The sequence below is a fragment of the Streptomyces sp. NPDC051976 genome, assembly GCF_040680795.1.
Lineage (GTDB): Bacteria > Actinomycetota > Actinomycetes > Streptomycetales > Streptomycetaceae > Actinacidiphila.
Window position 1 is genome coordinate 12,543 of record NZ_JBFAXL010000076.1, and the last position, 22,648, is coordinate 35,190.

24 protein-coding genes are annotated in these 22,648 nt (G+C 70.7%); 14 read left to right on the plus strand and 10 right to left on the minus strand.

Features of this window, described 5'->3' with window-relative positions; all coding sequences use genetic code 11:
• Nucleotides 1-47: 47 nt before the first annotated feature.
• From AB0M29_RS40305 to AB0M29_RS40315, 3 genes are all read right to left on the minus strand, one after another.
• Nucleotides 48-599: a hypothetical protein gene (locus tag AB0M29_RS40305; RefSeq protein WP_365391790.1), complete on the minus strand. Its 552-nt coding sequence runs from the start codon at nt 597-599 to the stop codon at nt 48-50.
• A 136-nt stretch (nt 600-735) separates the two neighbouring features.
• A complete protein-coding gene (locus tag AB0M29_RS40310) occupies nt 736-1,443 on the minus strand; it encodes a hypothetical protein (protein ID WP_365391791.1) in 708 nt (235 codons plus the stop codon).
• Nucleotides 1,444-1,674: 231 nt separating this feature from the next.
• Complete coding sequence (locus AB0M29_RS40315; protein WP_365391792.1) at nt 1,675-2,538, minus strand: acyl-CoA thioester hydrolase/BAAT C-terminal domain-containing protein; 864 nt, start codon at nt 2,536-2,538, stop codon at nt 1,675-1,677.
• A gap of 269 nt (nt 2,539-2,807) precedes the next feature.
• Here AB0M29_RS40315 and AB0M29_RS40320 point away from each other — a divergent pair, with 269 nt between their 5' ends.
• The gene (locus AB0M29_RS40320) at nt 2,808-2,999 is read left to right on the plus strand and encodes a DUF6381 family protein (RefSeq protein ID WP_365391793.1); all 192 of its coding nucleotides are present in this window, start codon (nt 2,808-2,810) and stop codon (nt 2,997-2,999) included.
• Nucleotides 3,000-3,137: 138 nt separating this feature from the next.
• Here AB0M29_RS40320 and AB0M29_RS40325 read toward each other — a convergent pair whose 3' ends face one another.
• From AB0M29_RS40325 to AB0M29_RS40345, 5 genes are all read right to left on the minus strand, one after another.
• On the minus strand, nt 3,138-4,658 hold the full coding sequence (locus tag AB0M29_RS40325) for a chitinase (protein ID WP_365391794.1): 1,521 nt from the start codon (nt 4,656-4,658) through the stop codon (nt 3,138-3,140).
• 234 nt (nt 4,659-4,892) lie between these two features.
• Nucleotides 4,893-5,771: a carbohydrate-binding protein gene (locus AB0M29_RS40330; protein WP_365391795.1), complete on the minus strand. Its 879-nt coding sequence runs from the start codon at nt 5,769-5,771 to the stop codon at nt 4,893-4,895.
• Nucleotides 5,772-5,875: 104 nt separating this feature from the next.
• The gene (locus tag AB0M29_RS40335; RefSeq protein ID WP_365391796.1) at nt 5,876-6,802 is read right to left on the minus strand and encodes a helix-turn-helix domain-containing protein; all 927 of its coding nucleotides are present in this window, start codon (nt 6,800-6,802) and stop codon (nt 5,876-5,878) included.
• Nucleotides 6,803-6,947: 145 nt separating this feature from the next.
• The gene (locus tag AB0M29_RS40340) at nt 6,948-7,781 is read right to left on the minus strand and encodes a PIG-L family deacetylase (RefSeq protein ID WP_365391797.1); all 834 of its coding nucleotides are present in this window, start codon (nt 7,779-7,781) and stop codon (nt 6,948-6,950) included.
• Between the two features lie 570 nt (nt 7,782-8,351).
• Nucleotides 8,352-8,714, minus strand: a complete 363-nt coding sequence (locus AB0M29_RS40345; RefSeq protein ID WP_365391798.1) for a hypothetical protein — start codon at nt 8,712-8,714, stop codon at nt 8,352-8,354.
• Nucleotides 8,715-8,865: 151 nt separating this feature from the next.
• On the opposite strand from AB0M29_RS40345, the gene AB0M29_RS40350 reads away from it, so the two are divergent.
• From AB0M29_RS40350 to AB0M29_RS40365, 4 genes are all read left to right on the plus strand, one after another.
• Complete coding sequence (locus AB0M29_RS40350; protein ID WP_365391799.1) at nt 8,866-9,225, plus strand: hypothetical protein; 360 nt, start codon at nt 8,866-8,868, stop codon at nt 9,223-9,225.
• Nucleotides 9,222-10,310 (plus strand): hypothetical protein, encoded by a 1,089-nt coding sequence (locus tag AB0M29_RS40355; protein WP_365391800.1) that lies wholly within the window; start codon nt 9,222-9,224, stop codon nt 10,308-10,310. Before AB0M29_RS40350 ends, AB0M29_RS40355 begins: the two co-directional genes overlap by 4 nt.
• Nucleotides 10,307-10,690 (plus strand): roadblock/LC7 domain-containing protein, encoded by a 384-nt coding sequence (locus AB0M29_RS40360; RefSeq protein WP_365391801.1) that lies wholly within the window; start codon nt 10,307-10,309, stop codon nt 10,688-10,690. The genes AB0M29_RS40355 and AB0M29_RS40360 overlap by 4 nt, the downstream gene beginning before the upstream one ends.
• Before the next feature lie 182 nt (nt 10,691-10,872).
• Complete coding sequence (locus AB0M29_RS40365) at nt 10,873-12,015, plus strand: N-acetylmuramoyl-L-alanine amidase (RefSeq protein WP_365391802.1); 1,143 nt, start codon at nt 10,873-10,875, stop codon at nt 12,013-12,015.
• Between the two features lie 46 nt (nt 12,016-12,061).
• Here the strand turns inward: AB0M29_RS40365 and AB0M29_RS40370 are convergent, their stop codons facing one another.
• Nucleotides 12,062-14,311, minus strand: a complete 2,250-nt coding sequence (locus tag AB0M29_RS40370) for an NACHT domain-containing protein (protein ID WP_365391803.1) — start codon at nt 14,309-14,311, stop codon at nt 12,062-12,064.
• Between the two features lie 249 nt (nt 14,312-14,560).
• Between AB0M29_RS40370 and AB0M29_RS40375 the strand changes: the two genes are divergently transcribed.
• The 7 genes from AB0M29_RS40375 (at nt 14,561) to AB0M29_RS40405 (ending at nt 19,652) form a co-directional block, all read left to right on the plus strand.
• Entirely contained in the window at nt 14,561-14,914 is a 354-nt protein-coding gene (locus AB0M29_RS40375) for a hypothetical protein (RefSeq protein ID WP_365391804.1), read from the plus strand.
• Nucleotides 14,915-14,957: 43 nt separating this feature from the next.
• Nucleotides 14,958-15,158 carry a hypothetical protein gene (locus AB0M29_RS40380; protein ID WP_365391805.1) on the plus strand — a complete coding sequence of 67 codons (201 nt, stop codon included), beginning with the start codon at nt 14,958-14,960 and terminating at the stop codon, nt 15,156-15,158.
• Between the two features lie 24 nt (nt 15,159-15,182).
• The gene (locus AB0M29_RS40385) at nt 15,183-15,635 is read left to right on the plus strand and encodes a hypothetical protein (RefSeq protein WP_365391806.1); all 453 of its coding nucleotides are present in this window, start codon (nt 15,183-15,185) and stop codon (nt 15,633-15,635) included.
• A 561-nt stretch (nt 15,636-16,196) separates the two neighbouring features.
• Nucleotides 16,197-16,967: a LysM peptidoglycan-binding domain-containing protein gene (locus AB0M29_RS40390; RefSeq protein ID WP_365391807.1), complete on the plus strand. Its 771-nt coding sequence runs from the start codon at nt 16,197-16,199 to the stop codon at nt 16,965-16,967.
• A gap of 245 nt (nt 16,968-17,212) precedes the next feature.
• Complete coding sequence (locus AB0M29_RS40395; protein ID WP_365391808.1) at nt 17,213-17,686, plus strand: hypothetical protein; 474 nt, start codon at nt 17,213-17,215, stop codon at nt 17,684-17,686.
• 77 nt (nt 17,687-17,763) lie between these two features.
• Nucleotides 17,764-18,333 (plus strand): WHG domain-containing protein, encoded by a 570-nt coding sequence (locus tag AB0M29_RS40400; RefSeq protein ID WP_365391809.1) that lies wholly within the window; start codon nt 17,764-17,766, stop codon nt 18,331-18,333.
• A gap of 107 nt (nt 18,334-18,440) precedes the next feature.
• Nucleotides 18,441-19,652 carry a GDSL-type esterase/lipase family protein gene (locus AB0M29_RS40405; RefSeq protein ID WP_365391810.1) on the plus strand — a complete coding sequence of 404 codons (1,212 nt, stop codon included), beginning with the start codon at nt 18,441-18,443 and terminating at the stop codon, nt 19,650-19,652.
• 9 nt (nt 19,653-19,661) lie between these two features.
• Here AB0M29_RS40405 and AB0M29_RS40410 read toward each other — a convergent pair whose 3' ends face one another.
• Nucleotides 19,662-20,174 carry a tetratricopeptide repeat protein gene (locus AB0M29_RS40410; RefSeq protein WP_365391811.1) on the minus strand — a complete coding sequence of 171 codons (513 nt, stop codon included), beginning with the start codon at nt 20,172-20,174 and terminating at the stop codon, nt 19,662-19,664.
• Nucleotides 20,175-20,287: 113 nt separating this feature from the next.
• Here AB0M29_RS40410 and AB0M29_RS40415 point away from each other — a divergent pair, with 113 nt between their 5' ends.
• Both AB0M29_RS40415 and AB0M29_RS40420 read left to right on the plus strand, forming a co-directional pair.
• On the plus strand, nt 20,288-20,680 hold the full coding sequence (locus AB0M29_RS40415; protein ID WP_365391812.1) for a TraR/DksA C4-type zinc finger protein: 393 nt from the start codon (nt 20,288-20,290) through the stop codon (nt 20,678-20,680).
• A gap of 232 nt (nt 20,681-20,912) precedes the next feature.
• Complete coding sequence (locus AB0M29_RS40420) at nt 20,913-22,595, plus strand: APC family permease (RefSeq protein ID WP_365391813.1); 1,683 nt, start codon at nt 20,913-20,915, stop codon at nt 22,593-22,595.
• The last annotated feature ends 53 nt before the right edge of the window (nt 22,596-22,648 follow it).

Here is a 22,648-nt window from a genome sequence, read left to right on the forward strand (position 1 = left end):
GGCCGGCGGCTGCAGAGGGCTTGCGGTCGTCGTGGCCGCGACGCCTGTCAGACGTACGCGCCACGGCGCACCTGCGGCGTGTGAGCCGCCGCTTCCTCACGCTTGGCACGGGCCAGTACGAGCTGCCCGCGGACCACGATGGTGCCCAGGCGGACCACGACCTCGCTGAAGGCCATCAGGATGAGCGCCACCACCCACGCCTGGGCGCTGGTGATGTGGTGCGCGGCGGAGAAACTCACCACGTGCGCCGCACCGGACGGGTGCGAGGACCACACCGCGAAGCCGAGCCGGGCGCCCATGCTGACCACCCACAGCGCCGCCGCACTCCACGACGCGCGAATCCGTACGTGGCCCTCGGCCGGCCGCACGTGGGTGAGCAGTCCGCCGAAAAGCCCGAAGACGATGCCGGTCGCGGCGAACACACCGGCGAGTACCAGGTCGTTCCCGGCGGTCGGGATGTTGTGCAGATACGTTGCCGCCGCCCAGCCGATGATGGCCAGCGGCACCAGCACGGTCCGGGCGGTCAGCCGCTCTTCGCGCAGCTGCCGGAAGACGATGAGAACGAGGACGATGTCGATGATCCAGTCGGTGGTTGTCATGTGATCGAGCATCCGCCGCCCGGCCCCCGCACACCTCAACCCCCGGATGGAACCCGGGTGGAAACCGCGTCTCCACCCCCCTGCCCCGGGCCCGTACGGCGGTACGGGCCACAGGGAACAGCGGCGGCGGAGTGCGCTACGCGGGAGCGGCGGCGTTCTCGGTCTGCTCGGCGGTCGCGTCGGCGGCGTCGGTTGCCGGGGCGCTCTCGGCGGCGGAGTAGTAGACGGACCTGCCCTGCTTGGAGCGCAGTGCCTGCCCCTTGGCGACGAGCGCTTCGAGGGTGTTGCGCACCACGGTGGTCTGGATCTTCCGCTTGGGGTGGGCCTGCACGAGCGCGGATCCGACCTCGGCGGCCGAGCGGGGTTCGCTGAGCCCGGTCAGCGAAGCGGTCACCAACTCCACCAGGGTGGGTGTCGACGCCGCCGACTTACCACTGCCGCCGCCCTTGGCCGCGGACTTGGCCGCGGGCTTGTCGGCAGGCTTGTCGGCGGGCTTGTCGGCCGCCTTGGCCGCGACCACCTTCTTCGCCGCGGACCGCTTGGGCGTGCGCGCGACCGCCTTGGGCTTGCGCGCCCTGGGCACCTTCACCGGCGCCGCTTCGGCGGGCGCGGCCACCTGGTCGGTGCCCTGCTCGGGGAGCGAGGTCACGTCGGTGGAGGAGGCCGCGTCGGCGAGGGTCTGCCGCACACCGACGAGCAGCGCGTGGTCCTGCTCCAGGGTGGTCAACTGCGCCTGCAGCGCGGCCAGGTCGGCGGCGAGGCGGTCCTTCTCCTTGCCGTTGCGCTCCAGGTCGGCCTCGACCTGGGCAAGGTACTGCGCTTTCAGGTTGGCGTTGTCAGCCATGGTGGTTCAACTCGCTTCCTGTGGGTCAGTGCGCGGCGCCAGTGCGATGCCCACACTGGTCTGGGGCGCGGTGCCACAGCGGTACGTCACACCCACACACACCACGTGCACGCGGCACTAGAGTACGGCCACTTTTACCACCAACTCACCTACAACGAACATGACTGACCCACTTCCACGCCCGTAAACGGCACACCGACATCGGTTCGAACCCACCAACAGGCGGTGCCGCTAAGGTTGTTCGCCGCCTCGCAGAGCATCGAGAAGCCGCGGCCACGCGGCCGCCCCCAAACGGGAATCCGCTTCGGGGGTGCCGCCGTAGCGGAACACCGAGGACGCCGGTGCGGGGCTCTCGCCGGGGAAGCGTGGCCGGTGGCCGGCGTCGTCGCGGGCGATCACCCGCACGGTGGTCCCGGCCGACCGTCGGCGGCACGCCAGTTGTTCGGCGAAGGGCAATGACGGCCACATCGCGTCGTCGCCGCCCGCGACCAGCAGGAGATCGGCCCGGGCTCGCTCCACGCGGATCTCCGCCGGTGGCAGCAGGTGAGCAAAAGCCCGCTCGCTGCGCTCGTACCACCCACGGGTGGCGACCGGCTCACCGCTCGGCTCCTCGGGAGTCCAGGAGTCATCCATCGGGACGAACGGCAACGCCCGCCCACGCCAGGTCCACGACGACCGCCAGGGGCGGTCCGCACCGTCACGCCCCGGCCCGACGTTGCACCACACCCGGGACGTCGGTGCCAGCGCGCCGACGACGTCCACACGCGGGTCGTGCACCGCCGTGAGCATCGCCGCCTCGGCGCCCTTGGAGGTGCCCACGATCCCGATGCGTCCCGCCCCATCGGCCACGAGGAAGTCGACACCGGCGGTGAAGGTCTCGAGCGGTATCTCGCAGATCCCAGGTGCCTGTCCCGGCCCGCCGAACCATCGCATCGACAGCGCCGTCATCCCCTGCCCGGCGAAGACACGGGCCCGCTCGCGTTCCACCCGCCCGCTGGAGCCCGACAGAACCAGAACACCGATCCCACTGCCGTACACAGGAGCGACCACCACACCGTCCCACGGGTCGGTCAGCTCCCGCTCGGAAAGCTCCACACATACCCCCCGGCAACCTCACCCCACCTGCTGATCCAGCCTAACCAGCCCCTGCGCCCTCCGTGTGGCGAAAGCCCGGGGCACGGGGTTGTCGGCACCAGGGAGGTGATGTCGACAGCTGCGCGAAACGGTGGCATTTCGCGCAGCTTCCATCAGTCCTGTGTCGTAGGTGGACGCCTGGGACATATGTGCGGGCCGTGAGTGGCGCCCGGCCGCCGGGGCTGTTTCGCTGGGAGGGAGGGCTGTCGGCGACGGAGCGAGGCGGGACCATGAACGCGACAGGCGATTCCCATCAGCACATCCAGCAGATGCGTGCGAAGGCACGGGAACTGGCGGCGGACGCGGATCGGACCCAGGACCCGGAGCAGCGCGAACGCATGCGGCGCGAGGCACGTCAGCTGGAGTCGGACAGCGAGCAGGAGAGCATGATGGCGGCCGGGGACATCTACCCGACGGAGTGACGACCGCGGCCGGGCGCTGACGTCGGCGTGTGCCCGGCGCCCGGCGACGCACAGCGGGAGACGCCGGCGCCGGGCGCCGACGTCTCCCGGGTTCCGGCTGGGCGGCGGTCACCGCGCCCGGCCGTCAATGACGGTGGTTCAGCAGGCGCCGAGGTCCTGCCAGACGTCCCACTGGCCGGTGGTGCCGGGCTCCTCGTTGGTGGTCCACCACTTGGCCTTCCAGGTGTGCCCCTTCCAGGACACGGTGTTCCCGCCGACGTACACGGCCGACTTGTCCCAGGTGGCGGCGGTGCAGGTGCCGGTTCCCGTGACGGTGAGGGTGTACGTGGCGGTGTGGGTGGTCGAACCGGCGGTGCCGGTCACCGTGAGGCTGTACGTACCCGGAGCGGCCGTGGCCGTGGTCGCCACCGACAGCGTGGCGCTGCCACCGGCGGTCACCGAGCCGGGGCTGACCGACGCGGTCACGCCCGCCGGAGCGCCCGCGACCGACACACTCACCGACTGCGCCGACCCCGACACCACCGCCGTGCGCACCGACGACGTCACCGAACCGCCCTGGGCCACCGACCCCGACGCGGGCGACAGTGACACCGAGAAGTCGTTGGCCGGCGGAGGCGGCGTGGTGCCGCCGGAGAACGGCTCGAACGTGTGACTGAACTGCCAGGTGCTCTGGGCCACGCCCGAGCAGGAGTCCGAGCCACCCTGGCCCGGGCAGCCACCGTTGTCGCGCTGCAGCGCCCAGAACGACAGCGTGCCGATCCCCTTGCTCACCGCCCAGTTGTAGACCGTCGGGGCGTTCGCCGTGGTGAACGTCTCGGCGGCGCCGAAGTCGTCGATGCCCGGCATCTCGGTGACACCGACCATGCCCCACAGTTGCGCGTCCGTCTTCGACGGGTACAGCGTCGCCAGTTGGTCGTGCAGACCCTGCGCCGCCGTCGCCGTGTCCGCCGCCATGTCGTGCGCGGCGTTGTCGTAGTAGTCGAAGGTCATCAGGTTCGCGACGTCGATCCGCGCGCCGTTGGTGACCGCGTTGCGCAGTACCTTCAGACCGCTGGCGGCGAGGCCGCCGGTGGTGGTGGGCAGGGTGTAGGAGAACTGCACGGTACGGCCGTTGGCCGCCGCCCAGTCCTGGACCATCTTCACGGCCTTGTTGCGGCGGTCGATGCCCGCGGTGTTGGTCAGCGAGTTGTCCTCGATGTCCAGGTCGATCCGCGAGACGTTGTAGGTGGTGACGACGTTCTCGTAGGCCGCGGCGATGGAGGCCACGTCGGTGCAGCTGTCGGCGATCTCGGTGCCGGTGTTGTCCGCGGTGTAGCCGCCGAAGGACGGGATGACGTCGCCGCCGCCCGCCTGGAGGGTGTTGATGTCCGCGCCGAAGCTGGAGGAGGCGACGGGCATGCTGGTGTCGCCGCTCCAGTACGGGGTGCAGGACCCCTTCGTCGCGGCCTGCAGGAACGCCATCGTCAGGTACTTGTTGCCGGAGGCCGAGGCCAGGCCGGACAGGCTGTCGCCGGTCCATGTCTCGAAGTACGGCGCGAACACGTGCGCGGGCAGCGGTGTCGCGGCGGCGTGCGCCGTTCCGCCGCCGAGGGTGACCAGCCCGGCCGCGGCCGTGGCCGTGGCGAGGCCGGCCACCAGCGACCGGAGGGGACGGAACATCTTCACGAGCTCTCCTGGAAGGTGAGTCGGGGTGGGGGGATGACGCCGTCGACGGCGGTCCAGTGCCATAGCGTGATGCCGCGTCACACCCGCGTCAAGGGATTGGACTAGACCTAGGGCTAGACCAATTCGCGCCCTCGGCACATGATCTGAAAGCGATCTCAAGACGCTGACCTGCGACGTCGCAGACGACTTCGGCCACGCCCCCGCCACGGACCACCCGTCCGGGAATGCTCAGAGGCGCTGCCAGAGGGCCGGTACGTTCGGCGGCTCCCATCCGGTCATCGAGGTGTGCGCCTGCACGCAGCGGTACGACAGACCGGCGTACGTCACCTGGTCCCCCGCCCGGTACGCGACACCCGGCGCCCACGTCCCGCCGCCGGGCGGCGTGGTGGGAGGTGTGCTCGGCGGCGTGCTCGGGGGCGTCGTCGGCGTCCCCTGGACGTCGAGTACGAAGTCGAAGCTCGCCTGCTCCCCGCCGCCGGCCTGCCGCACGGTCATCTCCAGCCGGGGGTCGTAGTAGGCGTCGGTGGAGTTGCGCGGCTCGCCGGGGAAGTACAACTGCGTGGTGAGGACGGGCTGTCCGGGCGCCTGCACCTTGACGTGGATGTGCCGTGTGCGCCCCGGGTACAGGCCCGGGACGATGGTGGTCAGCCCGAAGGCGCCCTGGGCGGTGCTGAACTGGTGGCCGCGCAGGGTGAAGCCGGACATGTCGTAGCCGCCGCTGTCGTCGGCCTGCCAGAAGTCCAGCAGGGCGCCGGCCACCGGCAGGCAGTTCCGGCCGAAGACGTAGCCGGAGACGGTGAGCGGGGTGCCCGGCATTCCGGCGCCGGTGATGGTGGTGCGCAGCGGCGAGTTCGGCTTGAAGTACGGGCCCTCGATGTTCGGCAGCGTCGTGGGATCGCCGTCGTGGCAGGCCGGGGTGACATCCAGCGGCCGGTTCGGCGCGGTGGTCGCCCGGTCGCGGGCCAGGGCGACGCCGCCGCCGGTCACCAGCGGTACGACGCCGGCCAGTAACGCCGCCTTGATCAGGTTCTTGCGGCTGATCCCTCGGTGGTCCTCGGAGACGCCGGTGCCGTCGTGACGGCCGGACTCGTCGTGGGGGGTGGACACGGTGAACTCCCTCGAACGGGGGGCAGGGCGGATGGAGGCACGCGCGATGGCGTACCGGGGGCCGCGGGCGGTCGTGCCGCACCCACGGGCACCCGGCAGCGAATCTACGCAGGCCCCGGCGGTGCGGCGAGGGACCGCCCTGCTGGTTCGTGGTGCATTTCACCGACGACCCGACGGAAGTGCCCGGGTGACACCCCGGTCTCCCGGCGGAAGAACCGGCAGAAGTACGCGGGATCGGCGAAGCCCACGTCGGCCGCTATCTGGCGGATCGTCAGATCGGTGCCCGCGATCAGCCGTTTGGCCTCCAGGATCTGTCCCGCCCGGATCAGCTGCCCGGGGGTGCGGCCGGTGCCGCGCTTCACCGCGTCGTGCAGATAGCTGGCGGAGACGCCCAGTTCGCGGGCGTACTCCTCCACCGAGCGCAGCCGCGCCCCGGGTTCCGCCGTGAGCCGCCGGAAACGGCCGGTCAACTCCTCCGCCCGCCCGGCGCCCCCCGCTCCCGGACCGGATCCGGGCAGCCGCGCGTCGCCCAGCCGCAGCGCCCGCAGCAGCAGGATGTGCAGGTACGAGGCCAGGATGCTGATGTGCCCCGGTGCGGCCGACCGGTACTCGCGGTCCAGATCCGCCAGCAGCGACCGCAGTTGGGCCGCCTCGGTGGGGTCGGGCCGCAGTCTCGCCCGGGTGCTGAGCCGGCGCACGATGTCGGCGTCGCCGGGGTGCGGCAGCAGGAAGTCCTCGTTGAACAGCAGCACCCAGCCCGCGATGTCCTCGGCGTCCTGCCAGTGGTGGACCTGCCCGGGCACCATCGCGTACAGGTACGGCGGGTGGAGTTCCTGCCGTACGAGGTCCACCACGTGCGCGCCGCGGCCGTGGGTGACCAGCGCGATCTCGTAGAAGCTGTGCCGGTGCGGGAAGTCGGCCCTGGCCAGCGCGCCGATGGTGTCGAACGACCCGATGGCGAAAGGCAGTACGCCCGGCCGGGCGACCTCCAGCCGGTGCAGTTCGAGTGCCTCGCCCGCGGTGTCGGCCATGACGGCAGTGTGCCGCCCGCACGCGGCGGCGGCCAGGGCGCAGGGTGGGAGGCGGCGGTCCGGACGCCGGTGTCCGGCACGGCGAACTGCGCCACCCCGGCATCCCTCGCGGGGAGGACGGCGTGGCGCAGTGGCGCGCCGAGGGTCAGCGCAGTCCGGCGAAGAGGTCGTTCTCGGGGACGGCGGCGCCCGTGGTGTCGCGGACACGGACGAAGGTCTCGACGCCCATCAGCTCGGTGAAGCGCTTCTCGCCCATCTTGAGGAAGAAGATGTTCTCGCCCTGACTGGCGTGCGCGGCCAGTGCGCCGAACTTCTGACCGCCGAACGCACTGGTGTCGACCCAGGTGGTGATCTCCTCGTCGGGGAGTCCGATCCGGGGCGTCTCGGCGGCCTCGGCGGGGTCCGGCTCCTCCCAGTCCGCGCCGAACTCACGCATGATCTCCCCGAACCGCTGCATCATCGAGCGGGGCGCCGTCGTCCAGTACACCTTCGGCGTCGGCTCGGTCATCTCCAGCGCCGCCATCGTGATGCGATGGGCCTGGATGTGGTCGGGATGGCCGTAGAAGCCGTTCTCGTCGTAGGTGACGACGACATCGGGCCGGTACTTGCGCAGCAGCTCCGCGAGCCGGGTCGCGCCCTCCTCCACGGGTGTCCGCCAGAAGGATCCGGGCGCGTCGTTGGCCGGCCAGCCCATCATCCCGGAGTCGGCGTAGTCCAGCGTCTCCAGATGATCGACCTTCAGGACGTCGCAGCTCGCCTCCAGCTCCTGACGCCGCATCCGGGCGACCGCCGCTGGATCATGGCCGGGATCGCCCGGTTTGACGCCCTCGGGTCCGTCACCGCAACCGCCGTCGGTACAGGTCACCAGGACCGTGCGGATCCCCTCCGCCGCATACCGCGCGAGGACACCTCCCGTCCCGGTGGCTTCGTCGTCGGGGTGGGCGTGTACCGCCATCAGCGTCAAGGGCCGGTCACTCATGAACTGTCCTCCTGTGTGAATAATCCTCGGTCCGGGTCCCGCGGCGGACGCTCTCCGGTCCCACCGTTCCCCGCCCGCGCGGAGCCGGTACCTCCACTGGTGCAACAGTGATGGCCGGATCCGGTGTTCCCGCCGCGCCCAAGATCGCCCCTCGAACCGCGGCTACCCACCCGCGACGCCCGGAAGCCGCCCACTCTTCCATCGTCTGGCGGCCTGCGGCGGGTGGCGGCCCGGTGACCGCGGGCGAGGGAGCGCTCCGGGGCCACTGCGCCCGCCCATGCGGACGGAGCCGTGACCGGAAGGGGTACCGGTCACGGCTCCGGGTGGCGCCGACCGCGCCCGGGCCCACGAGTGCGGGGCGCCTGCGCGACAAGGAGATTACACAGGGCCGGAGCCTCTCGCGCCTCGCACGGCAATACACCCCTGGGCAATTCGTCGAAACGCCGGGGCGGGTGTGGTCCGTGTTTTCTGTGGGGCACGCGTAATGCGAAGGGAATTCAGTGAATGCGGGAGGCACGCGCGAGGGGGGAATTCGGTCGGACGGCGAATCCACCCGGTCCGCCGCCCCGGTCAGATCTGCAGTTCTCCCTCGACCTGCTTGAGTACGTGGCGGGCCAGAGCCAGGTTCGCCCGGCCGCGGTCGAGTGCGAGGTACAGGAAGAGCGAGCCGCCGCCGCCGAGCAGACGGATCAGGTGGTACTGCGTGCCCAGGGTGATGAGGATGTCCTCGATCGAGTCGTCGATCGCGAGCATCGACAGCGCGCGGGCCTTCGCCCGTACGACCTCGGTGTTGGCGGCCGCGGCCACCTCCAGGTCCAGCCCGTTCCCGCCGCCGAGGGTGCCCAGCGCCATGCCGCTCTCGTAGTCGACGAGCGCCACCCCGATCGCGCCCTCGATGGCCATCGCACCCTTGAGCGTCGCTTCAATGTTCATGGGAATTCCCTTTGTTGGGCAGGTCCACCGGCAGTCCGGGGCCTTACGAGTGCGGGACCGACGTGAGCGGAAAATAACCATACGCGATCACAGTTGATTGAGTCCGGCGTTAAGGTACTCTGCCAACTGATCGAAAGTGAAGGGGTTGCCCGTGGAGGCGCTGCAGTCGGTACTCGGTGAAGTCCTTTCCGCCGCCGGCGCGTCCGGTGCGGCTCTGGTGGACGCGGTGACCGGGTTCACCTACGCGGAATTGGGCGACTGCATGCCTGCCGGATCCGGCCACGAGGTCTGCCAGTTGCTGCGCCTCGTCGACGACGGACTGCACGAGGCGGGAGCCCAGGGCGAACTGGAGAGCGTGGTGGTGACCGGCCGCCGGAGCTACCACCTCGTTCAGGTCGTGCCACGGCAGGGCGATCCACTGCTGATCTCCACGCTGCTGGACCGTTCCGGCAGCAATCTCGCGCTGGCCTCGCGTCAGGTCACCGCCGCGGCCAAGGCTCTGCGGGTATGACGGACAGCCCCGGGCGACAGACGTCGCGTGAGCGCGCACCACGCAACATCCCCTCGCTGCTGACCCAGTTGCGCCAGGACCGCTTCACCGGCGCGGTCGTGGTCGAAGGCGGCTCCGGCGGCACGCTCTTCCTGCGCGACGGGCTGGTCGGCGCGGTCGAGTCCCCCGCCGCCCCTTCCGTCCGCTCACTCCTGTTGAAGTCGTCGCGCATCGGCGAGCACGACTGGGAGGCCGCCCTGGTCGCCGTCGGCGAAGACCGGCCGCTGGCGGCGGTGCTGACCGGCCGGGGGCTCATCTCGGACGCCGAACTGTCGGTCATCTGCACCGCCGCTCTCTTCGACGGCGCCTTCGCCATGGCACTGCAACCGGTGACGGGCTGGCGCCTCGATCCGGGCCGCGACCCCGAACTGGGCGCGTGGCCCGGCCACGAGCCGCCCCGGCTCGTCGAGGAGACCGCGGTGCGCCTGCGGACGCTGCGCGAACAGGTCGCCTCCGTCGGCGAGTTCGCCCGCACCCCGGTCCTGCCCGCGATCCGCACCGACGTGGACGGGCTCGGCAGCCGCGACCGTACGCTGCTGCTCAGCGTCAACGGCCGCCGCACGCCGCGCGACCTCGCCTTCGCGACCGGCCGCGGGGTGTACCCGGTGATGATCGACCTGCTCCGGTTGACCGCCCGGCGGTTCCTCGTGCAGACCGTCGAGCCGCACGCGCCCGGTCCCGTGGTCACGGCGCGCAGCTCCGAGCGGCCCGCGCCGCCCCCGCCCGCCGACGACGCGCCGCTGCCCCGCCGCAGCCCCAGCCGCAACCTGCCGCAGAGCCGGCTTCCCGCCAACACCCAGGCCCCCACCGCGATGTCGGAGGAACAGCGCAGCACCGTCCTCCGGCTGCGCCTCATCCGCAACGCGCTGTCCGACGACGTGCCGGCATCGCCGGACGGCGACCCTCACACGGCCGACCCTCAGACCGCCGAGACACCCACCGCCGAGACACCCACCGCACGACCGCCTGTCGCGGATCCGGCCGCCGCGGATCCTGCCGCCAACCGCGGTACTGCGACCGGCCGCCACAAGGAGCCTGCATCGTGACCATCGCCGCCCCGTACGAAGCGCTCGTCGCCGAGCTCAAGTCCCTGCGTGCACGCGTCATGGGCGTCAACGAGACGGTGATCTCGACCGCGGACGGACTCCTCGTGGCGGCCGACACCGCGACCGCGCAGCCCGAGTCGGTGGCCGCGCTCGCCGCCGCGAGCCTGGGACTCGGCCGCCGCACCGCGGCGGAGGTCGGCCTGTTCGGCCTGGCCAACGTGGTCACCCGCTGCACCGGCGGCTACGTCGTCGTCCTGGCGGTGGGCGACCACGCGCTGCTGGCGATCCTCGCCGACGACGGTCTCGATCTCCCCGGCCTGGACCGCGAGACCCCGGGCACCGTCGACCGCCTCCTGTCCCTCCTCACCTCCGCCGCGTAGAACGGGCCCCGGATCCACGGCTGTTGAGGACCCATCCGGTAGCCCGCCGCCTGCGGTGGTGCTAACTGCCATTCGCCGCACAATCTTGGAAAGTTTCTGGCACAGCGACTCCGAACTGCGTAGTCTCCGGGGGGCGTTGGCAGCCGGCGGAGGCTGCCCTGTCCTGCCGGACCGGAGGATTCATGGCTGCGCATGAGCACGAGGTCGATCGCCGTACGCTGTTCAGAGTCGGGCTGGGGGGTGCGGTCGCCGCGGTCGTCGGTACCGGGCTGGCCTTCCCCGGTACGGCGGAGGCCACGCCGTCGCCCGAGTTCCCGTGGATCATCGACTGCGACACCTGGGGGGCCCGGCCGCCGTCGAGCCCGATCCAGATCACCGGCAACACCACCAACAAGATCATCCTGCACCACATGGCGTTCCCCAACGTCACCGACTACTCGCGCGACCACGCCCTGCAACTGGCCAGGGACTGCCAGAACCTGCACATGGACACCAACGGCTGGGCGGACACCGGCCAGCACTTCACCGTCAGCCGCGGCGGATACGTACTGGAGGGACGCCACCGCAGCCTGGAGACGCTGGACGCGGGACAGCACCAGGTCATCTCCGCACACTGCCCGGGTGAGAACGGCAACGCCATCGGCATCGAGAACGAGGGCACGTACATCACCGAGACACCCCCGCAGGCCCTGCTGGACTCGCTGGTCGAGCTGTGCGTCGCGGTGTGCCGGCAGTTCCGCCTCAACGCCTGGGACATCTTCGGCCACTGGGACTTCCGCCTCGGGACCGACTGCCCGGGCATCGCCTTCTACGCCCAGTTCCCGATGGTGCGCTCCCGGGTCCTCAAGGCGATGGGTGTTCCGCGCCGGGAGGTGCCCGCCCGCCGCTGGCCCGACATCTGGCGCTTCGTGGACAGCCAGGTCGTGCAGGTCGCGCAGTACCTGCTGGTCGACGCGGGATACACCGCCCTCGCCGTCAACGGCGTCTTCGGCACCGACATGAACCAGGTGGTCGCCGACTTCCAGACCACACACGGCATCCCGGTGACCGCGGACGCCACGTTCGACCTCGCCACATGGGAGGCGCTCGCCCCGGTCCTGGACAAGGACGCCACCGGGCTCCCGGTGAGCGCGGTGCAGTACATCCTGGGCATCAAGGGCTACGCCGACACCGTCACCATCACCGGCGACTTCGACCACGCCACCATGAAGGCCGTCCAGGACATGCAGCGCCTGCACGGCCTGACCCCCAACGGCAAGGTGGACCTGAGCACATGGTGCGCACTCGTTGGCGGCTCTGTACGGGAGGCGTTCCGGAACTGCTGAGCATGCGTCAGGACAGGCAGAAGGACGGGCATTTGAGAACGCCCCCTCACGACCCGTCAGGCGGGGACGGGGCTGGCCGCGGCGCCTGCTGGGCCAGCCACTCCTGCAGCTCGCGATGGCGGAACTGGAACGCGGTGCCCGCCGTACGCAGCAGCCCCGCCGAATGACACCAGGTCAGAAAGGCTGTCAGGCCCAGAGGCAACCGCCCCACGCCCACCACGAGCATGGCGAGGTAGCGCCGCGACAGGGCCGCGGAGAAGTACCCCGCCGCCAGCCCGACGAGCGTGAACCACAGGCACACACCGGGCCAGCGGGCGGGGAATCCGTGCGGGAACCGCGCGAAGTGCGGTATGGCCCAGCGGTCGAGCAACCCGGTCACCCCGTTGTCCGTCCACACGTTGACCCACTTGTCGCGGCGGTGGGACGCCGCGGCGCGGGTCCGGTCGGCCGCGAGCAGGGTCGACAAGCGTGTGAGATGGCGAGGGAACGCGCTGGGCAGCCGGACCAGGGCCCCGGCTGCCACTCCGCAGACGCTCCCCACGAGAACGCTGCGCCGCATCTCCTGCCTGATCGGCAGCGTCGGGTCGACGCTGAGCGGCGGCTCCTCGCGGCTTTCCACCGCGGAGACCACCAGCGGGGCGAGGAGTCCGGAAAGGCACCCGGAGATGAGGCACGCGAGCACGAAGTCGAGCCCCGCCGGGTGCGCGCCCATGGTCAGGAAATAGCCGAAACGGTGGCCCCCGTACCACAGGACACCGAACACCACGATGCCGACGGACCCGGACAACGCAAGGGTGGTCCATGTTCCCAGGACACCGCGCGCGTAGCTCCACGAGAGACGCTGGGGGGCCTTCGGTACCCCCTCCTCCTGGAGCACGAGGGCGAGTCCGTACAGGGCCGCGTAGACGGCAACGACGGCCCAGCCGGGCGTCGGGAGCCGCAGGACCCGGCACGACACATAGCCCACCGCGAGCAGGACCGCGGCGTCGAGGACCGACGCCGTCCGGACGGTGGCCTTGGCGCCCACGATCGGCCACAGCTCGTGCAGCCGGATGTCCGACCCTGAGAACCTGCGGCCACCGACCTCCCGCCCGGCCGTACGGTCCAGATGCGCGGCGAGGAAGACGAGCCATCGCCGTACGGCGTCTGGGTCGTAATACGCGGTGTGCCTACGGTTCAGGCGCGGGTACGTCCGGGTCGTGACGTCGACGAAGCGTGTCAGGAGGTGCTGGCGCACTCCCTCGTCCGTGGTCTCGGCCAGCAACTCGTCCGGTGAGCCGTCGGTTTCCTGCGAGTACGCGGTGGCAGCCAGCGTCAGGCGCCACGGCGTGGACAGCCCCTGGGCCAGCACACCGTCAGGCTCGGTCGTCAACCGATCGAGCACACCGTGCCAGCGCCCCGGATCCGCGAACCGGCTGCCGAGGTAGTCCGCCACCTGAGCGGCTGTCAGCCGCCGCACCGAGACGGTCGCCACGTCCAGCAGGCGTATCCCGTGGTCGTTGGCGAGCTCGTCGAGGAACTCCTGGCGGCAGGTGACGATCAGCGGAGCGCTCTGCTTCCCGACCCGCAGACTGTTCATCTCGGCGACCGCCGCGATCGCGCGCTGCGCCCCGCCGTCGTCGGACCACATCTCGTCGAGGCCGTCCAGCACCGGAACGACCGCCCGCTGCCGTACGAGCAGCGCCGCCTGCGCCCGGGGGACGCGGTAGTCGTCCGCCAGCCTCCCCACCAGCCACCGCTCCAGCGGCACCCGCGTGTCCCAGTCCGGCAGCGAGAACCGTACGGGCACGGCGTCACCGTCCTCCCGCTGGTCGAGCAGCGCCAGCAGCAGATCGACCGCGAGCACCGTCTTCCCCGACCCGCCCGGACCGCTGATCACCATGCGGCGCGGTACGAGGTCCCGGTAGTAGTCGTGCACCCCGGCGAGGGTCCCGGTGGTCCGGGCGTTGGCGGCGTTGCGCGTCGGCCCCTCCTCCAGGTGGAACCGCACGTCGATCGGGAACACGTCGTCGCCCAGCCACCGGGCGCGCTGCCTGCCCTCCAGCGTCATCACATGCCCGGCCAGCGCGTCGGCCGCCTTCCGCACCCCCTCGGGACTCGCGTCCGGCCGCACCGCCAGCGCCATCTGCAGCAGCGTGACCCCGAGGGCGACCGCGGAGACCGCCAGACTCAGCAGGCCCGCGACGAGGTTCACATCATGAGCGCCCACCCCGGCCGCGACCGTCCACCCGAGCACATACGTGAGCCCGGCAATCCCGACCACCCACCAGAACCGCCGCGCCACACCCCTCGCCACCCGCCGCCCACCGTACGGCCCGCCCCCCAGCACCATTTCCCCAGTCAACCGCCTCCGCGCCGCCCACCGCGGGCACTCCCTATGAAATGCGTACGGAAATACGCTCCCGCGCCCGGACGGGTGGTGGAAGCCGTGAACTTCCCCTCCGTGCAGGCTCTTTGAGGCAGGCCGGTCACATGACATCTGTCATGTGCAGGCATGGACGGCAGGCACTGGGGTGCCGGGGGGCGCCGACCGTACCTTCGTTCCATGACGAAGACAGGTGGGACCGACCCGAAGAAGACCGACGTCAAGGTGAGCCTGATAGGCGGTCACCGGCTCGGCGGGGCGACATTGCACGAGCGCACGCTCACCGCGTCGCTCATCGGTGGGGCGAACATCGACCTCACGGATGTGGAGATCCCCGACGGGGCGGAGCTGCGCATCACCAAGCTGAGCCTGATCGGGGGCGTGAGCCTGAAGGTCCGCGGGGATGTGGTGGTGGATGTGCGGGGTATCCGGCTGGGCGGGGTGAGGGACGAGGGTCCGACGAAGGCGGGCGGGCCGACGGTCCGTATCGACGCGTGGGGGCTGCTCGGCGGGGTCTCCGTCACCCGCGACTGAGGCCGTGACTGGGAACGGCGCCGTGCCGCGGGTATCGGCAGTGATGAGCGGCAAGCGGCCCACGGAGATCAGAAGCGTTCCCTACCGCAGCCCGGCAGACGCGCCCTTCGGTGTGGAGGTGATGTCCTTCGCGCGGATGCGCGCGATGGGGCCGCCGTCCCGGCGCAGGGCGCCGCAGCGTCCGCAGTTCCATGTGCTGGGGGTGGTCGACCGTGGAGTCGGCCACCACACGGTCGACTGCTAGCGCCACCCGCTGGGTCCGGGGAGCGTGCTGTGGCTGCGCCCCGGCCAGGTGCACCAGTTCGACGGCGTGGAGGACGTGCAGGGCACGCTCGCGCTGTTCCAGCCCGACTTCCTCGCCCCGGGGACGCTCGCGCAGGCCGCCGCCGAGGACACCTTCGGTCCCACCCTGTGGCGGCAGCCGGCCACGTCCCGGCCCTTGGCGGCACTGGCGCTGGAACACCTGCGCCGTGAGTACGCCGAAGGGGAGAGCGACCCGTTCCCGACGCGTATCGAGCTGCTGCGCCAGTTGCTGGGAGCTCTGGTGCTGCGCCTGCTGTCCGGGGTGGCCGCGGGCGCGGGCGGGGGCGGGGCGGCGGACGACGACACGTTCCGCCGGGGAGTTCATCGACCAGCGCATGGTCCTGGAGGCCCCAGGACAGCTCCCGCGTCGGTAGCCCACCACCTCACCACCTTCCTCACCCACCTCCGCACCCGCTGACCCGGCCAGGGCCGTACGGTCCCTGACCCGCGCTGCGGTCGGAGCGCCTCCTCGCCTCCGGGGCCACCCGCTTCGGGGGCCAGGCTCGCGCCGGCCGTGCGCGGGCCTCCGGGGCGCGGAAAGGCTTTTCGGGCAAGACGTCTTGATTCGGACAAAACCTCCCCACCGATGTCCGTTTTATTTTGACATGAGACCTTTTTAGTGCATTTACTTGGCTAAATAATTATTGCGACGGGAAAAGGAATGTCCCACTTCGCTCCCCGGACGCCCGAATCGCCCCCGTCCCCCGGTCCTTCAATGTGACGCACGACATAGGACGTAAGTCACTTACGAAGCCGGATAGTGCATTCGCAGGTCTGCCGTCGCCCCAGTATCCCCGGGGGAAATAGCGGCACGACAAAGGCATCTACTACGCCCCCTAGCACAAAGGGTAATTGTGGAGCCTTTTATCAGCTGCTAACAATGTGCTCGCTGCAGCGCACCGCGAAACGTAAATGCGAGCCGGAATGTCAGGGGAGGGGGCCGGCCGCTCTGACAAGCAATGGGGAAGAGGTCCGCAGCATGGCCAAGCACGCCTACAGACGCCCGGCGAACAAGCGCCTGATCGCCACCCGAGGTGCCGTCGTCGCCGGCGCGTTCGCCGCAGTGGCAGTGGCCACCGCGGCGGGTACGGCCCAGGCCGCCGAGCCGTCCGGCTCCACGAGTGCGCCGCACACCGCACACACCTGGCACCACTGGAACGAGCACCGCTCGTTCACGTCGTACACGGTCAAGAAGGGCGACACGCTCAGCAGCATCGCCCGGACGCACAAGACCAACTGGCACGCCATCGCCTGGGCCAACAAGATCCACAGCCCGTACATCATCCACCCGGGCCAGGTGCTCAAGGTCCCGACCTGGGGGTCCTCCACGGAGAAGCCCGCGTCGTCCACGCCCGCCACCACGGCGGCCCCGGCGGCGGCGACCACCGCGAAGCCGGCCTCCGCGACGACCGCCTCGAGCCAGTCCTACCCGGACAACCTGGACGGCTGGATCAACCACGCCCTGGCGATCATGAAGCAGAACAACATCCCGGGCAGCTACGACGGCATCCACCGCAACATCATGCGGGAGTCCTCCGGCAATCCCAACGCCATCAACCTGTGGGACTCCAACGCCGCCGCCGGCACCCCGTCCATCGGCCTGCTGCAGGTCATCCAGCCGACGTTCGACGCCTACCACGTCGCCGGGACCTCGAACAACATCTACGACCCGGTCGCGAACATCACCGCCGCGTGCAACTACGCCGCCCACATGTACGGCTCGATCGACAACGTCAACGGCCCGTACTGATCCCCACGCGAGGATCCCCGTACGCGCTCCCCTTCTCCCGCCATCTCCTCACCGGTGGAGGGAGAAGGGGAGCGTTCACAGGGCGAGTTGACACACCGTCACGCCCGCAATTACGAATCGTACGCCTCCCGCATGTCCCATATCCCCACCCTGGTGCTAGATTTCGGTGCCGCACTTCGCCGACGGCCTCATCCCGTCGGCGTGACGCGGTGACCGCAATTCATATCGCCCGGGGGGGCTTTTTCATGAGCGCCGAATATCCACCGCCGCAGACCGGTGACCAGAACCCGGTCCGCCCTTTCGTGCCACCGCCGGTAGCCCCCGAGCGGAACGCCCTCGGCCGCGGCCTCGTGACGGGCACGCTCGTGGCAATCGTGGCGGCACTCGCCTACGGCTTCCTGCTGCGAGCGCTGGCCCATGACAACGGCCACACCACCGAGTTGGGCTACGGCCCCCTCGCGGTCGGTGCGCTGGTGGGCATCACCGTCGGCAAGGTCGGCGGGCGCAACACCGCGCTCCCCTTCACGGCCGCACTGCTCACGGCCGTCGCGGTGATCTCCGGCGACCTGTTCGGCACCGCCCTCATCCACAGCCACGTGGCATCCACCGGCACCCTGTGGACGGCATGGAGGCACGACCTCGACGTGCCCCGCTTCGTCGCCCTGACTGTCGCGGTGTCCGCCGCCTACGGACTGGCCAGGCGCTTCGGCGACAGGTGACCCCGCGGCAGCTCGCGGCATTTGCCTAATGAGGTTAGGCAAATGCATGATGGGTGTAGCCGACAGGGAGGATCGTCATGGCCAGAGCGGGGCTGACCCCGGAGCGGCTGGCACGGGCGGGGGCGGAGTTGGCCGATGAGGTCGGGTTCGGGCAGGTGAGTGTGGCCGCGCTGGCGCGGCGGTTCGACGTCAAGACGGCGAGCCTGTACTCGCACGTGAAAAGCTCGCAGGACCTCATGACCCGGATCGCCCTCTTCGCGCTGGACGAACTCGCCGACCGGGTCGCCGAAGCGGTGGCGGGGCGGGCGGGCAGGGACGCGCTGGCCGCCTTCGCCAACGCGTACCGCGACTACGCCCGGGAGCACCCCGGCCGGTACGACGCCGCGCGGCTCAGGCTCGACCCGGAGACCGCCGCCGCGAGCGCCGGGGTGCGGCACGCACAGATGGCGCGGGCCATCCTGCGCGGCTACGACCTGGCGGAGCCGGACCAGACGCACGCGGTGCGGATGCTGGGCAGTGCCTTCCACGGATACATCAGCCTGGAGATGGCCGGTGGCTTCGAGCACAGTGCCCCGGGTTCGCAGCAGTCATGGGACTGGATCGTGGACCGCCTCGACGCGCTGCTGCGCAACCCGGCCACCCCCTGAGCAACTGCCGCGCGGACGGCCGCATCACACCCCCACCGCATCACACACCACCGCGTCACACCCCACCGCACCGCCCCCATGGCTTCTCCACCGACAGGCTGAGGACGATGAACGCCGAGCCCGACCGCACCACCACCGCACCCGTCACCACCCCCGTCACCGCGGACATGCTGCGCGGTCACCTCGACGTCGAGACGACCGCGCACGGGCTGCTCCCCCACCGGCTGCCCGCCGGGGCACGACGGCAGATCCCCGACGACCAACTGGCCCTCGCCGAGACCCAACCGTCCGGCGTACGGCTCGCCTTCCGCACCCGGGCCACCGTCATCGAACTCGACACACTGCCCACCAAACGGGTCTACGAGGGCTTCCCGCCCCCGCCCGACGGGGTCTACGACCTGCTGGTCGACGGTGTTCTCACCGCCCAGGCCACCGTCACCGGCGGCAACCTGCGCACGATCACCGACATGTTCACCCAAGCCTCCGAGCTGACGGAAGGGCCGCCGGGCACCGCCCGGTTCACCGATCTGCCGGCGCGCGACAAGAACGTCGAGATCTGGCTCCCCCACAACGAGAGCGCCGAACTGATCGCCCTGCACACCGACGCGCCCGTCGCACCGGCCCCGGACAGCGGGCGCAAGTGGTGGCTGCATCACGGCAGTTCGATCAGCCACGGCTCCAACGCCCCGCATCCCACCGCCACATGGCCCGCGCTCGCCGCCGCGGCGGGCGGCGTGGAACTGGTCAACCTGGGCTTCAGCGGCAGCGCGCTGCTCGACCCCTTCACCGCCCGCGCCATGCGGGACACCCCCGCCGACCTGATCAGCGTCAAGCTCGGCATCAACGTCGTCAACGCCGACGTCATGCGGCTACGTGCCTTCGGCCCGGCCGTCCACGGCTTCCTGGACACGATCCGGGAGGGCCACCCGACGACACCGCTGCTCGTCGTGTCCCCCCTGCTGTGCCCCGCCCAGGAGGACACCCCCGGCCCGCTGACCCCGGACTTCGACGGCGGCGGGATGCGGTTCAAGGCCATGGGCGACCCGGCGGAAACGGCCTTCGGCGGCCTCACCCTCACGGTGATCCGCGACGCACTCGCCGACATCGTCGCGCAGCGCGCGGCCGACGACCCGCTCCTGCACTATCTGGACGGACGCGAGTTGTACGGCGAGAGCGACCATGCCCGGCTCCCGCTCCCCGACGGCCTCCACCCCGACGCCGCGGGCCACCGCCTCATCGCCGAGAACTTCGCCCGGCTGGTGTTCGCGGCGGGAGGCCCCTTCAGCGCCGACGCCGAACAGTGCGGCACACTCCCGTAGCGCCGCGTCCTATTCGGGGCGCCCGTCCGCGAGCCACTGGGCGAGGCCGGACAGCCCGACCGCCCACCGCCCGAGGTCGGTGACCTCGCCATGGGTGGTGACGACGGTGAGCAACTCGGCCACCGCCTCGTCCGGCCGCTTGGCGTCGTTCAGGGTCAGGGCGCGGAAGACACGTACGGAGTCGGAGTCGGGGAACTCGGTGCGGGCGCGGTCGAGCACCGCCAGCGACTCGTCCAGGTCGCCCAGCCACCTCAGGGTGCTCCCGTACTGGCACAGGCAGCGGCGCAGGACGTCTCCGTCGAGGCCGAGGGCGAGCGCCCGCTCGTAGTAGCCGCGGGCGGTCGCCTCCTCACCGGCGGTGTCGTAGGCACCGGCCACCTCGTACACGAGGACGGGGTGGTCGGGGTGGTCGGCGAGCAGCGCCTGGAAGTAGGCGATCGTCGGTGCCATGTTCGCCCGGTCGCGCTGGTCGTAGCCACGCTGGATCGCCGCGGCCAGTTCGGGCGTCACCTCGGTCGTCACTGTTGCGCCCCCATGCATACGAGTCTGAAGATCGACCGACCCTATCGCAGCCTGCTCCTCCGGAGCCGCGGGCATCCTCACACCATGCCCCGGCTGTCGGTATGGTCGGGTTGATGAGCGATGCGCACGATGCCGCCGATCCCGCCCCGCCGGGCGACGGGTCGGCCGTCCGCGCCCGCCTGGTCGAGGCACGGGAAGCGGCACGCGCGCAGATCGTGGCGCTGAGCGCCGAGTACGAGGGCATCGTCGAGGCGAACGCCCTGATCGCCGTCGACGACGAGCACGACCCCGAGGGGTCGAACACCGCCTTCGAGCGGGCCCATGTCTCCGCCCTGCTCGACCGGACCCGCGACCATCTGGCCGCCGTCGACCAGGCCCTGGAGCGGCTCGACCGCGGCACGTACGGGCGGTGCGCGAGCTGCGGCGAACCGATCCCGCCGGAACGCCTCGACGCCCTTCCCGCGACGGTCACCTGCGTCCGCTGCGCCGCGACCCGCCCCCGCTGACCGCCCCACGCCAAGCCAGGCCAGGCCAGGCCAGGCCAGGCCACAACGTACAGCTACGACGTACAGCCCCTCCTCGCGCGGCAGTTCGGCGACAGTGCGTGACGTATCGTGCACGCGGAGCATCCGCGCATGCCCGGGGTATCTCGGGGCAGGGCGAGTACGGAGAAACGCGGCAGGTGCGGAAGTCCGGTGATTGCGAGCCTGCCGTCCGTAACGGCAAGGACGGTGGTGCATGAGCGCGACATCGACACAACCGGAAGGGGCGACGGGGACTGCCTCGCACAAGCCCGGGCTCAAGCGGGACCTGGGGCGGGTCAGCCTGCTCTTCGCCTGCGTCGGGTCGATCATCGGCTCCGGGTGGCTGTTCGGCGCGCTCAACGCGGCCCGCGAGGCGGGACCTTCCTCGGTGTTCTCGTGGGCACTGGCCGCGGTGATGATCCTGCTCATCGGCCTGTGCTACGCCGAGCTGGGCACCATGTTCCCCGTCTCGGGCGGCGTCGTGCGCTTCCCGCACCTGTCCTTCGGGTCGTTCGCCAGTTACACGATGGGGTGGATCACCTGGATCGCGGCGGCGACGGTCGCGCCGATCGAGGTCGAGGGCGCGCTGCAGTACGCGACGCGGTGGGCCGACTTCACCGTCGCCCATCCGGCCACCGGCACCCACACCCTGACCGGCCTCGGGTACGCGGTCGCCGTCGTGGCGATGGCGTTCTTCGTGGCGCTGAACTACTTCGGCATCCGCTGGTTCGCCCGGGTCAACAACGTGCTGGTGTGGTGGAAGCTCGGCATCATCCTGCTGGTGGTGGCGGCGTTCATGTTCACCGCCTTCCACGGGCACAACTTCGACGCCAAGGAGTACGGCGGCTTCGCGCCCGGCGGCGCCAAGGGCATCTTCACCGCCATCTCCACGGCCGGGATCACCTTCTCCTTCCTCGGCTTCCGGCAGGCGGTGGAGCTGGCCGGCGAGACGGACAACCCCAAGCGCAACGTGCCGTTCGCGGTGATCGGCTCGGTGCTGATCACCGCCGTGATCTACATCCTGCTGGAGGTCGCGTTCCTCGCCGCCGTACCCGGCCATGACCTCAGTGCCTCGCACGGCTGGCTGAACCTGCAGTTCGCCAACGACTTCGGCCCGCTGGCCGCGATCGCGAGCGCCATCGGCCTGGGCTGGCTGGCCTACCTGCTGTACGTGGACGCGGTGATCTCCCCGGCCGACACCGGCCTGATCTACACCACGGTCACGGCGCGGATCTCGTACGCGATGGGCCGCAACCGCAACGCGCCCGAGGCACTGGCGCGCACCACTCCGCGCGGGGCGCCGCTGATCAGCCTGGTCGTGACGTTCGTCCTCGGCCTGATCGTGTTCCTGCCCTTCCCGAGCTGGCAGCAGCTCGTCGGGTTCATCACCTCCGCGACCGTGCTGTCCTTCGGTTCCGGCCCCCTGGTGCTGGCCGCGATGCGCCGGCAGATCCCCCGCCACGAGCGGGTCTTCCAGGTCCCCGGCGGCGACATCATCCCGTTCCTCGCCCTGTACGCGTCGAACCTGATCGTCTACTGGGCAGGCTGGAACACCAACTGGAAGCTGTTCGTCACCATCGGCCTCGGCCTCGTACTGCTCGCCGTCTTCGAGGCGACCGGCGGCGACCGCGCCCCGCGGCTCGACATGCGCGCCGGAGCGACCTGGCTGCTGCCGTGGCTCGGCGGCCTGGCGCTGACCAGTTGGGCCGGTGCCTACGACGGCGGCCGCGACTGGATCGGTCTCGGCTGGGGCTTCGTGGCCAACCTCGCCCTCGCCGCGATCGTGTACCTGCTGGCGCTGCGGGTGCGACTGCCCGCCGCCCGGGTGGAGGAGCACATCAGCGAGGCGCGGGCGGAGTCGCTCATCGAGGAGGAGGCGCTCGGCAAGGCGCCCTGATCCGTTCCCGCGGGCCCTCCGTACGCGCGATGCCGTACCGCACGAGGCGGTAC

Bases quoted from the DNA above. Each gene is read 5' to 3' on its own strand.
- AB0M29_RS40305 (WP_365391790.1), bottom strand. From the start codon at position 599: ATGACAACCACCGACTGGATCATCGACATCGTCCTCGTTCTCATCGTC.
- AB0M29_RS40310 (WP_365391791.1), bottom strand. From the start codon at position 1,443: ATGGCTGACAACGCCAACCTGAAAGCGCAGTACCTTGCCCAGGTCGAG.
- AB0M29_RS40320 (WP_365391793.1), top strand. From the start codon at position 2,808: ATGAACGCGACAGGCGATTCCCATCAGCACATCCAGCAGATGCGTGCG.
- AB0M29_RS40325 (WP_365391794.1), bottom strand. From the start codon at position 4,658: ATGTTCCGTCCCCTCCGGTCGCTGGTGGCCGGCCTCGCCACGGCCACG.
- AB0M29_RS40335 (WP_365391796.1), bottom strand. From the start codon at position 6,802: ATGGCCGACACCGCGGGCGAGGCACTCGAACTGCACCGGCTGGAGGTC.
- AB0M29_RS40340 (WP_365391797.1), bottom strand. From the start codon at position 7,781: ATGAGTGACCGGCCCTTGACGCTGATGGCGGTACACGCCCACCCCGAC.
- AB0M29_RS40345 (WP_365391798.1), bottom strand. From the start codon at position 8,714: ATGAACATTGAAGCGACGCTCAAGGGTGCGATGGCCATCGAGGGCGCG.
- AB0M29_RS40355 (WP_365391800.1), top strand. From the start codon at position 9,222: ATGACGGACAGCCCCGGGCGACAGACGTCGCGTGAGCGCGCACCACGC.
- AB0M29_RS40365 (WP_365391802.1), top strand. From the start codon at position 10,873: ATGGCTGCGCATGAGCACGAGGTCGATCGCCGTACGCTGTTCAGAGTC.
- AB0M29_RS40375 (WP_365391804.1), top strand. From the start codon at position 14,561: ATGACGAAGACAGGTGGGACCGACCCGAAGAAGACCGACGTCAAGGTG.
- AB0M29_RS40380 (WP_365391805.1), top strand. From the start codon at position 14,958: ATGAGCGGCAAGCGGCCCACGGAGATCAGAAGCGTTCCCTACCGCAGC.
- AB0M29_RS40390 (WP_365391807.1), top strand. From the start codon at position 16,197: ATGGCCAAGCACGCCTACAGACGCCCGGCGAACAAGCGCCTGATCGCC.
- AB0M29_RS40395 (WP_365391808.1), top strand. From the start codon at position 17,213: ATGAGCGCCGAATATCCACCGCCGCAGACCGGTGACCAGAACCCGGTC.
- AB0M29_RS40400 (WP_365391809.1), top strand. From the start codon at position 17,764: ATGGCCAGAGCGGGGCTGACCCCGGAGCGGCTGGCACGGGCGGGGGCG.
- AB0M29_RS40405 (WP_365391810.1), top strand. From the start codon at position 18,441: ATGAACGCCGAGCCCGACCGCACCACCACCGCACCCGTCACCACCCCC.
- AB0M29_RS40415 (WP_365391812.1), top strand. From the start codon at position 20,288: ATGAGCGATGCGCACGATGCCGCCGATCCCGCCCCGCCGGGCGACGGG.
- AB0M29_RS40420 (WP_365391813.1), top strand. From the start codon at position 20,913: ATGAGCGCGACATCGACACAACCGGAAGGGGCGACGGGGACTGCCTCG.